We start from the raw sequence: 10,052 nt of genomic DNA on the forward strand, positions 1-10,052 counted from the left end.
TGTTACCATCTTTACACTTCAATTTGTCCACTCATCAGTCTAGGTAATAAAATATCCCGTGCCTCTCGGAGTTTGTTGTTTCGCTTTTGAAGCGTTAGAATTAGTTTAAACAGATCTTCAAATTCTTCTGCAAACTCATTTAATGTTTTTTGATTTGGAACAAAGACTTCCATATTCTCAAACTTATTTTTATTCACGTTTGTAAAAGTTGAACCATTACTTCCTAAAGCATCAAGTTGCTCTTTCATTTGTGACATCAAGGCATAAAAGAAATAGACATTTTTCGGCTCATCAAAAACGATTGAATTGATTTGTTGATTGGTTTGGCTTGGCTTAGAAGTTATTCCAATAACTCCTGCTGTACCAATGCAACTTACACAAAGGCTTAAGGGTGGAAGGAATTTTTTCTCTTGAGATTTAGCCCCCAACTCACTCAACATTTGGTCTGTATGCTCAATAAATATTTGATTGTGCATATCAGGAGTTTTAATAAATGGAACATCATCACCAAAATAATCAGCAATTGTGGTGGAAGGTGTTTTACCAGTAATTATATCTCCAAAATCAGATAGGGTATGTTTTTCTAATTTCTCCTCCTTTGCAATCTGCTTATACCTCAAAAACGCCTTCTCCTCCAACAACTTTATCCGCTTCAAATTATTCTCTATCAAATCATCATAAGCCGATAAAATGTTTGCGATTTTGCGTTGCGTGGGGAGTGGGGGAAGATCAAATGAAAATTCCTTAATTAATCCTAATGCAATTCGAACCTGATTTGCAGCTCCTCTTCCAACAGATTTTACATACCCTTGAAACAAATCAGATTTTCCCAAGTAGCCTAAATATCCTTGATGTAAAATTTCACTATTTGTTCTAAGGCACAATGCATTCTGATTCAACAAAGCACCTTCTGCAATTGAAGGTATTATGGTTGCTCTACCTGCTGCTGATGCGACCAAATTTGGATGAGAACCAACTGTTGCAATTACTAAATCACCCTTGCGAAGTAGATGTCTCCCATATTTATCCAAACTGGATTCAGGAATATAATTTATTTCGGTTAAATCAACGGTTCCATTTTTCAAATTAGTTACTTTAACAACAGGTATACCAGTTTCTGTATACTCCCTGTCACTCCAAGCACCCCCATTAGTAAATTCAGCGATATCTCCAAGCTTTGCTATCATATCGCCAACTCTTTAAAGTTTTCAGAAATGGAATTCGCCAAAGTAATGGCTTCTTCATTCAGGCCTTCCAACTCCATATGTATTTCGTTAAGGCGTTTTTCGTAGTCAAAATCATCATCGGTGGCAGTATCTACACCTACATATCTTCCCGGGCTTAGGCTCCAGTCTTTAGCTTCTATTTCGGCTTGGCTTACTACTTTGCAAAGTCCTTCTATATCGGTATATACACCTTCAGGAAAACGGCTCAATATCCAATGTGCTTGTTTGTAGAAATATTCGGTTTCGTGCAACAAACCCATTTCGCCTTCGTCTGGGTTTCCACTTAGTTGTATTTGCAAGGCTTTCAGCTGGTCAAATTGTTCTTTTAGGTTTAGATCTTTCCAGTCTTTGACCTTGTTGAGTTGGTATTCTTTTGTTGCATTGCTAATGGCATCTAACAATTGCTTAATCAGCTTATCTTGCGGCTTGCGTATGGTTTTGCACAAATGTGCCACTGCCTCCAATTCATCCAACTGAGGGTTTACTTTTGAAGCAGCCTTTATCAGCTCAATTTGTTGCTCATAAATGTTTTCGGTTTCTTCAATATACAAAGCATCTACTATTGCAATTGCGTCTTTTGTTTCTTTGGCATATTTATCAGCAAAAAAACTTATTGTTTTTAATATGGCTTGTAAATGATTCTGAAGTTGACTAGTTACGCTTGCCGTTTCTTTTGCTAATTCCGCTGCATTTTCCAAATAGCTGTTTACTGCGGAGTCAAACTTTTTGGTGCTTCCACGGTATAGGTTTACTATGCAAATAAGGTTTTGTAATTGCTCAGGGCTAAAGTCGTTTACCTTGGAGGTAACTTTACGGTAAATTTTGCGAGCATCCAACATTAACACTTTATCGCTTTGTGTTTTGTCTGTCTCTTTGGCTCTATCAAAGAACCAAAGCGTACATGGCAATGATCGGGTGTAGAAGAAGTTGTTGCCAATAGCCATCATCACATCTACTGCACCAGTTTTTACTAGTTTTTCTCTAATGTCTCGTTCACTATGCCCTGCGTCACTTGCAGATGATGCCATTACGAACCCTGCTCTGCCAGTAGGTTTTAGGTAGTTATAAAAATACTGAATCCATAAGTAATTGGCATTGTCGTTTTTAGGAAGGTTTACAATGCCATTCAAAAGCAATCTGGGGTCTTTTTTTACAACATCCTTGCCTTTGTCAACTCCATCTACATTAAATGGAGGATTGGCCATTACAAAGTCTGCTGCACCTACCAGACTGTGCTTATCTTCGTAAAATGTGTTACCTTCTTGTATGTTTCCCTCAAGACCATGCACTGTTAGGTTCATTTTAGCAAGCTTCGTATTTAGGTCGGCTTTCTCCTGACCATAAAAAGTAACTTTTTCGGCAGGTTTTAGGCCTTCGCTTTCGATAAAGTATCCCGTTTGTACAAACATACCTGCACTGCCACAAGCAGGGTCGAATACAATACCGTGATCTGGCTCAATGACATTTACGATGGTTTGTACCAAACTCATCGGGGTAAAAAATTCGCCTCCTTCCTGGGCACCAGTCATGGCAAATTTGCCTAAAAAATATTCGTAAATCTTGCCGAATAGGTCACCTTCGGCTTTTTGTAATACTTCTTTATTGAAAATACGGAGTAACTCACGCAATAGATCTTTACTAAAAATAGAGAAGTTCTTAGGCAACACACCTTTTAGGTTGTCATATTCATCTTCAATGAGCTTCATAGCATTGTCAATTGCTTCTCCTATGTCCTCGCTTTCGGGTAAAGAAACCAAATAGTCAAATTGTGCCTTTTCGGGTAAAAACATAGAGTTTTGCTCCTCAAAATCTTGTTTGGTCAATGGCCTTCTACCTCTTATCGGATGGACTGGAAGAGTTTTTTCTACTTCAACTCTAACTTTTTGAAAGCGATTGTAGGCATGTCTCAAAAATATCAGCCCTAAAACTGGCATTGAGTATTCTGAGGCAGTAAGTTTACTATTGGCTCTTAATTGGTCAGCTGCTCTCCAAAGCTCAGCTTCTAGTTTTCTAAGTTGTTTTCCTTGCATGTATGCCTATATAAATAATTAAAATGGGTAAGCTATTTAGTAGGCCAGCAATTGTTATTTTGACTAGATACTACGCCAAAAACTAGAAAGTAAAGCATAGCAAATAGAGGTATTCAAAGCTAATCGTGACACTAAATCAAAATTTCTGCAATAGATCGGTTTATAGCTATGTGTACTATTTTAGAAATTTTATACAATTATACAAAGAAATGTAAAGCAGAGATTACTACAATTGAATAAATATAGAATTTGCTAAGTAAGCATCTTTAATAAAGAGAAATTCTATAAAAAATAAAGACCAATGTTGGCGTTAACAACAAACTAGGTTAAAAAAAAACAGAATGCCATTTTTAGGGTGCTTAAATACTTCAAGATACATGTTGACTAGTAAGCTTTTTATCTGCTTCTAGGTGTATTTAATGGCGTAACTTTGAGATAAACTAGCAGAAGAGAAATATTAATCTGTTATAAGATTTTTACAACAGTACTATGGGGTAATTTGAATAGAGATTTTAGCAAAATTGGCTAAAAAATGCTCTTTGTTGCACAGTTTTGTTACACATACTGTTTTTAGGAGGATATATATGTTCTATTTTCTGTGGATTAATGCGGAAAATAGGCCGTTACAGTGCAAAGGGGGCTGATACAGGGTATGTAACAGGTTGTTGTAACAGGCAAAAAAATGAGTTGTTACATCGTTTTTAAAAAAAATACACCACTAAAAAGTGGTGTATTACATCAAAAATCACATTTTGTGTTACGATTTGTGTGGCATTTTCTCAAATTCGTTTTTTCGAGGACTTCTGGTAAAAATAAGCCAGAATAAAACTACACCACCAACGATAGATGCAATTATTACCATAGGTTTGGTGTCTTTTGGTTTTTCCTCTATTAGAGGTTGTATTTGAGCGGGTATGACTTTAGGTGCTTTCTCTTCGAAATGCTTATCGAATAGTTTATTGGCAAGCTTGGAAACTGTAAGTTTTTTTGCTTCTGCTTCTTTTACTAGCCGTGCTTTTTGCTCTTCTGTTACTCTAATGTTAACAAAGCAGTCCTTTGGTGAATTTTCCATAATATTAGTTGGAGATTTTGATTGTTACTTCTTTTATTTTAGCTTTTTCGAATGCCTCAAGCCATTTGATTAGAAAATATTCTTTGTTCATATCTGGCATTATAGCCATGCAGTAATATCTTTCTTTAGGAAAAAGGTTTGCTGGCTCAATTTCGAAGGTTACTTTACCATCAAGGTAGTAAGTCATGTGACCATTTTCTGCTACTACCCATTCTCCTGGACTTTCGAGTGTGATTTTCATTTTAGCTTGCTTTTAAGTTGTATAAACTATTAAAAATATGTTGGTGGTAGGCTTTGTAATCATTATAAAGTGCAAGCGAATAATGTTTCAAAACATCCAAATGTGATATTCGATCTTGCTTACCTTTATGCTTTTTATTGATATCCATTTTGCCAAATTCAAGCGGAATAATCTTACCGTTGTTACGCTCAAAAGACTCTCCTACTTTTTTTGTTATTTCATTCACCCTATCTTCTCCACATAGAGCAATCATAGTATTTACATATTTCTGTAGCTCTAAATCCTCATTCTGAGGGGGTGATTGGTAGTAATTGCTTTTTCCTTTTTCTTGGTCAATGGAGCAGATAAGCTCTTTTATGCAAAGGGTCTTTGAATAATGTTTGAATGTAGGTATTGGTATTTTTTTGATTAATGTTGATTCGCCATCTTGTGTGTTTTTTTCTATTAAAAAACTTCTGCCTATTTCGTCTTTTTCAATTTCTTGGTTCTCGGCTAGCTTGCGGGTCTTAAAGTTGTCAGAACAGCCCCAAAGCCTACCGTATATTTTTCTTGATTCGAACTTGGGTTCATAGAACTCATCACTTACTTCAATCTGTCTTACTTCGCCTGTTTCAGGATCTTTTTCATCTTTATACGTATAGACACACCAACGTTTTAATTCTTCGTTGTAAATTTTTTTTTGGTTTTTAGCCAATTTTGCTTCTTCAGTTTGCTTACAGACGTATTTAACTACGTATTTAGCAATTGAGTCAAGGTTAGAAATAGGTTTGATATCACTGGAGTTTGGATCTCTAAAATCAATTGAATGAGCTCTTTCATATGCTTTAAGTTGTATGTTTTTCGCTACCTTTTTTAAAATAGCTTTGTTAAGTGTTTTTTTGTTGAATTTTATTGCAATTTCAAGGTACTCCTTGAATACTGGATTTGTGTTTTCAGGAATCTTTGAGGTATTGAGTATGATTTTTGTTTTTTCAACAAGGCTAGAGATTTCGTTTTCCAGTCTTGCTTCGTCCACAAAAAAGCCGTTTTTATATTTTTCTTTTTGACTTAAGGAGTAAAAAGTAATATACCCAAGTCTTTCGCAGCACTGATTCCATTTTGCTCTAATTCTATCCCATGGAATGTATTTGTCGACAATTAAGTGAAAGTGAATTCTACCATTTTTTTGTGATTCTGCCCTCCAAAAATAAGCCTGTACACCAAAGCCTTTTTGTTGCCCTTTGTGGTTACCATTTACATGAATGGCATTTGCATCAGACCTTAACCACTCAATAAATGGAGATAGTATTTGTTTTTTGATGGTGTTGTCTGAGTGGAACTGTGTGAACGGTAATGTCAGAGTGACGAATGTTGGGTAAACTGAGTCGTTATCTACTTGCCTTTTGCTCCCTTTTAAATTGACGTTTTGTTGAATGCTATCTAACCATGTAGAAAGAAATTCATTTATGTGTCTTCTGGTATTAACAGAGAGATGTCCGTTATAAAAAACACCGTTGCCCTCCTGCCCAAGTAGGTTACGATTTCTGTTAGGGTTAAACAGGCGTTTGGTTTCCCACTCGCATCGATCGTATTGAATAATCGAATTCGGCTTTAATTTTATGATGGTAGAGATAGTCGCAACTTGGCTGCAAGTATCCACAACAGCAGAAGCCCCTAGAAGGCTCTCTGTCGCTCTTTTTTTGGACTTTGGAGGCAAGGTTTGCCTTCCGAATAAGTCAGGTGTGATGTTGGTCATAGCTGTCATGCTTGTTAAAAAAAAGGTAGAACCGACGTATAGATAAACCAAGGTTTACTTAGATGACGGTTACTAACTTAAAATTTAAATTTTGAGATTTTTTTTGAGGCTTTGTTTTCAGATTTTAGGGCTGAAATTGTTTTGACAGGGTTTTGTAGTAACCATTGGTCAATTTCTTCTTTTGAAAAGAAGATTGATTTATCCATAGGTTTAGAGTGAGGCACGAGTCTTGCCGAAGTCAACTTGTAGGTTCTTGATTTGCTGTAGCCTGTGTAGATACAAAACTCTTCTAGGCTTAAGACGGATTTTGTAGAAAGGTTGATTTTTTCTAAATTCTCAACTTTGGTGTTTAAGTTGAGGACAACGGTTAAAAGTTCTTGGATTTGCTTTTCCATAATATTTGGTTGTTTTGTATGGATTCTTTCGATATTGAAAGAATCATGACGCAAATATTATATGAAAGGAAAAGAAAAACCTTAGACAATATTAAGAGTAGCAAACAACTGTCCAAGGCAATAGAATCTTTAAATACATACCAAATATCAAATACTATAGTGTTAAATCCTGATTTTCTTCATTACGGTTTCTATTTCAGATACGGTTTTAATGAAAGGGCTGAATTTTTTTGCAGAGTCATATTTTTTCCTAAGGTCTTTAGTGTTTTTAAATAAATATTCACATTTACGCCATTTGTATTTATTTTCAACATTTTCGCCAATAAAAATAGCAAGTTTTACAGCTTCAAGCCATTCGATTTTATTAAATGTGGTAGGAATGGGGTCTCCACTTAATGAAGCAATAAAATCACATTCGTTAGCTTCAATATGTATGTACTTTAAGTTGTCTCTAAACTCAATAAACAATTTCTTTAATTGATCAATTGATAGGTTAATGTCTATACCAATCAAGGTTTTTACTTTTCTATTTGATAGAATTTTCCTGACTTTTTTTACTTCAATTTTATAATGCTCAATTTCTGCCATTAATGATTCATATATCACAGGCCCAAAGCAATTTAAATGAATAACCTTACTGCAGTCTAAATCGTTTAACAGAATATCTTTAGGTTTGAAGTTTTTAAAAGAGTTGGCTTCTTCTAAGGTTTTTAAATAGAGTTGAATTGTTTTTTTGGGAGTATTTAAATATTCATTTCTCAAAATAATTGCCTGATGTATCTCAATTTCAAGAGTAAAGATTTCAAATATTAGGTTTTGCACGGTTTGGTTTAAGGCTAGACTATTTTCAAATGGCGAAATAGGGTCGTTTACCAAATCAAAATAAGCATCTATGATTTTTGAATGGTTTGGTAAAATTCTAGTTACTCTAAGAGGAGGTCTATTATTTGGCTTTCGGATTTCTAAAGAATTGTGAACATATTCAAAAACTTCAATAAAAATAATAGGATTGATTTTTGGATTCATATAAATTTTTTCAAACCAATCTTCAAATATCGAAATGTCAAAACCATCAGGTAAAGGCATAACTTGTTTTTCAAATAAGGAAATCAATTTATTCTTATCCATTTTATTCTCAGAAATTAGGAAGTGATTTTACTCCTTTTTGTTTCAGTTCTTTTCCTATTCGAACATATTTCATTGTGTGTTTCAAAGAAGTATGACCTAATAATTCAGAGATTGAAGCTATGTCGTTTCCATAAAATGCTAAGTTCGTGCCAAATGTGTGTCTTGCACAATGGAATGTTAAGTGTTTGTCTATAGCAGCTCTTTTGGCCCACGTTTGCAGGCTTTTAACGACTGCATTGTGTGAAGGTAAATCAAATATGTATTCGGTGCCTTTTTTGCACTCTGAGAGGATATTAAGAGCATTGTCATTTAAAGGAATTTCCACTTTTGTATTGGTTTTAGATTGCTCGATAACTATTTCGTTATTTTTGATATTTTCCCATTTAAGAATTTTTATATCGACAAATCTAAGGCCAGTATTACAACAAAACAAAAATGCGGTTTTTATAGCTTCATTACCGCACTGTGCTGCTTTTAGTGCTCGAAGGTCATCAATTGTTAGTACGTCCTTTTTGATAGTTTCTTCAGCTTTGAAATTCTGGATGTCTTCAACTGGATTGATTTTTAAATATTTGTCTCTTAAGGCTTGCTTTATCAATTTTTTGAACCTTGAAAAATAGCTTGCTGGAGTTTCACCAGAGAAGTTTTGAGAGAGGTAATCTCGGAATTTCAAACAAAGGCTTTCGTCAACCTCCTTACCTGAAAGTGGAGGAGGTGCAAATTCAGCAAAAGCGTTGAATACGCCAATCATAGTTCTCTTGTCTTTTTTTGTGTAGGAGGTTAAGTAACTACTTACATATTCATAAAAATCGGAATTGCTTCTTTTTTTGCGGTCTAGGGCTTCGTCTATTTCATCGCTGAAAAATTGTTTTTCTCTGTCGTTTCTAATTAGGCCTGCTTTTGTAAAAACTTCCTTGTTGTGTTGTCTTTCTAATATAGTTCTAGGTTTGTCGTATACCTTCAGGTTTAGAGGTTCCCTATTCCTTTTTCCATTAATTGAATAGTCGAGATGTAATGTTGAAGATTCATCTGATGTCTTCCTCAATCTAAGCTTTACTTTTTCTGTTATCTTCTGCATTTAGTTTAAAAATTTGTCACAATTTTGTCACAATTTTTGATATTTGCAAATATAAATTGTTAATAAACAGTTATTTATATTTGTAGATATATTCCCGTCCCCGGTACTAGGAAGGTCTTAGATTAATTTCTAAGGCCTTTTTTGTTTTTTTTTGAGCCTTATCGCTCGTGCGGGGAGATGGGGGATCAAGCAAAAAAGTTGGGGGGAATCTAAATAGTTATTTACTTCGTGTAAAAAAACTAAGAACTTGAATAAGGAACTGCTTCAATTATTACTACCAGAAGGATTATTAGAATACTTTGAATTTGTTAAAGTTGAAAATGTTGTAGAAACCTATAATATTTATAATTCAGAACGTAATATAATTCCTTCAGAATATGAAGGAGATAAATTAGAATCCAAAGGTTTTTTTGACGAAGAAACTGTTCGGGATTTTCCACTTCGAGGGAAGCCCTGTTTCTTGAAAATCAAGAGACGTAAATGGTTAAATCACAACTCTGGGAAAATAGTTTATAGGAATTGGGAAATTGTAGCAAATGGAACGCGAATGACAACGGAATTCGCGACTTTTTTAAAAGGAGCTTTTAGATAATACACCAATTAGCTGTAAAACACTTGGGGAGATTTTTCATTTAGATGGAAAACGTTTTCAAGAACAATATGCAAGTCATCTTAGTGGATATACGAATTGGAGTCAATTGGATCATGCAGAAAAATGGATTTTATTTCCTGAAAACATAGGAGAATACCTGTCATTGGACGAAACCTGCCTATCTAATGGCGACCTGTATACTATATTAACCAATAAAGCTGCCAAAGGCCAAAAAGGGGCTTTAGTAGCAATGATAAAAGGAACTGTTAGTGATACAGTAATAGAAATATTAAATAAAATTCCAGAAGCAAAAAGGAAAAAAGTAAAAGAAGTGACACTAGACTTGGCTCCAACAATGGAGAGAATAGCAAAGCGTAGTTTTCCCAAAGCTAAACGAGTATCAGATAGGTTCCATGTTCAAAGATTAGCAAGTGATGCCGTACAGGAAATAAGGATAAATCACAGGTGGAAAGCAATAGAACAAGAGAATAAAGAAATAGAATTAGCCAAGAATGAAAAGAAGAAGTTTATCCCAGAAATACTGGAAAATGGAGA

General features: G+C 34.7%; 10 protein-coding genes. 2 read left to right on the top strand and 8 right to left on the bottom strand.

What is annotated here, in order from left to right:
• Positions 1 to 11 precede the first annotated feature (11 nt).
• The 8 genes from EGI22_RS16005 to EGI22_RS16040 all read right to left on the bottom strand — a co-directional run bounded on the left by EGI22_RS16005 (position 12) and on the right by EGI22_RS16040 (position 8,905).
• Positions 12 to 1,187 carry a restriction endonuclease subunit S gene (locus EGI22_RS16005; protein ID WP_255069421.1) on the bottom strand — a complete coding sequence of 392 codons (1,176 nt, stop codon included), beginning with the start codon at positions 1,185 to 1,187 and terminating at the stop codon, positions 12 to 14.
• The gene (locus EGI22_RS16010; RefSeq protein ID WP_255069422.1) at positions 1,184 to 3,256 is read right to left on the bottom strand and encodes a class I SAM-dependent DNA methyltransferase; all 2,073 of its coding nucleotides are present in this window, start codon (positions 3,254 to 3,256) and stop codon (positions 1,184 to 1,186) included. Before EGI22_RS16010 ends, EGI22_RS16005 begins: the two co-directional genes overlap by 4 nt.
• A 757-nt stretch (positions 3,257 to 4,013) precedes the next feature.
• Entirely contained in the window at positions 4,014 to 4,328 is a 315-nt protein-coding gene (locus EGI22_RS16015; RefSeq protein WP_255069423.1) for a hypothetical protein, read from the bottom strand.
• Positions 4,329 to 4,332: 4 nt separating this feature from the next.
• Complete coding sequence (locus tag EGI22_RS16020; protein WP_255069424.1) at positions 4,333 to 4,569, bottom strand: hypothetical protein; 237 nt, start codon at positions 4,567 to 4,569, stop codon at positions 4,333 to 4,335.
• Between the two features lies 1 nt (position 4,570).
• Positions 4,571 to 6,313: a hypothetical protein gene (locus EGI22_RS16025; protein ID WP_255069425.1), complete on the bottom strand. Its 1,743-nt coding sequence runs from the start codon at positions 6,311 to 6,313 to the stop codon at positions 4,571 to 4,573.
• Between the two features lie 68 nt (positions 6,314 to 6,381).
• On the bottom strand, positions 6,382 to 6,699 hold the full coding sequence (locus EGI22_RS16030) for an AlpA family transcriptional regulator (RefSeq protein ID WP_255069426.1): 318 nt from the start codon (positions 6,697 to 6,699) through the stop codon (positions 6,382 to 6,384).
• 162 nt (positions 6,700 to 6,861) lie between these two features.
• Positions 6,862 to 7,827, bottom strand: coding sequence for a hypothetical protein (locus EGI22_RS16035; protein WP_255069427.1), 966 nt, complete (start codon positions 7,825 to 7,827; stop codon positions 6,862 to 6,864).
• A 7-nt stretch (positions 7,828 to 7,834) separates the two neighbouring features.
• Entirely contained in the window at positions 7,835 to 8,905 is a 1,071-nt protein-coding gene (locus tag EGI22_RS16040; protein ID WP_255069428.1) for a site-specific integrase, read from the bottom strand.
• A gap of 247 nt (positions 8,906 to 9,152) precedes the next feature.
• Between EGI22_RS16040 and EGI22_RS16045 the strand changes: the two genes are divergently transcribed.
• Together EGI22_RS16045 and EGI22_RS16050 are read left to right on the top strand one after the other, a co-directional pair.
• Entirely contained in the window at positions 9,153 to 9,497 is a 345-nt protein-coding gene (locus EGI22_RS16045) for a transposase (protein ID WP_255069429.1), read from the top strand.
• Positions 9,498 to 9,603: 106 nt separating this feature from the next.
• The coding region (locus EGI22_RS16050) for a transposase (RefSeq protein ID WP_255069430.1) at positions 9,604 to 10,052 on the top strand (449 nt) is incomplete at its 3' end.

It is taken from the genome of Lacihabitans sp. LS3-19, assembly GCF_024343575.1.
Lineage (GTDB): Bacteria > Bacteroidota > Bacteroidia > Cytophagales > Spirosomataceae > Leadbetterella.

What these genes read in the sequence shown, in the direction of transcription:
- EGI22_RS16020 (WP_255069424.1), bottom strand. Translation starts at nt 4,569, where the DNA reads ATGAAAATCACACTCGAAAGTCCAGGAGAATGGGTAGTAGCAGAAAAT.
- EGI22_RS16010 (WP_255069422.1), bottom strand. Translation starts at nt 3,256, where the DNA reads ATGCAAGGAAAACAACTTAGAAAACTAGAAGCTGAGCTTTGGAGAGCA.
- EGI22_RS16035 (WP_255069427.1), bottom strand. Translation starts at nt 7,827, where the DNA reads ATGGATAAGAATAAATTGATTTCCTTATTTGAAAAACAAGTTATGCCT.
- EGI22_RS16025 (WP_255069425.1), bottom strand. Translation starts at nt 6,313, where the DNA reads ATGACAGCTATGACCAACATCACACCTGACTTATTCGGAAGGCAAACC.
- EGI22_RS16015 (WP_255069423.1), bottom strand. Translation starts at nt 4,328, where the DNA reads ATGGAAAATTCACCAAAGGACTGCTTTGTTAACATTAGAGTAACAGAA.
- EGI22_RS16040 (WP_255069428.1), bottom strand. Translation starts at nt 8,905, where the DNA reads ATGCAGAAGATAACAGAAAAAGTAAAGCTTAGATTGAGGAAGACATCA.
- EGI22_RS16030 (WP_255069426.1), bottom strand. Translation starts at nt 6,699, where the DNA reads ATGGAAAAGCAAATCCAAGAACTTTTAACCGTTGTCCTCAACTTAAAC.
- EGI22_RS16005 (WP_255069421.1), bottom strand. Translation starts at nt 1,187, where the DNA reads ATGATAGCAAAGCTTGGAGATATCGCTGAATTTACTAATGGGGGTGCT.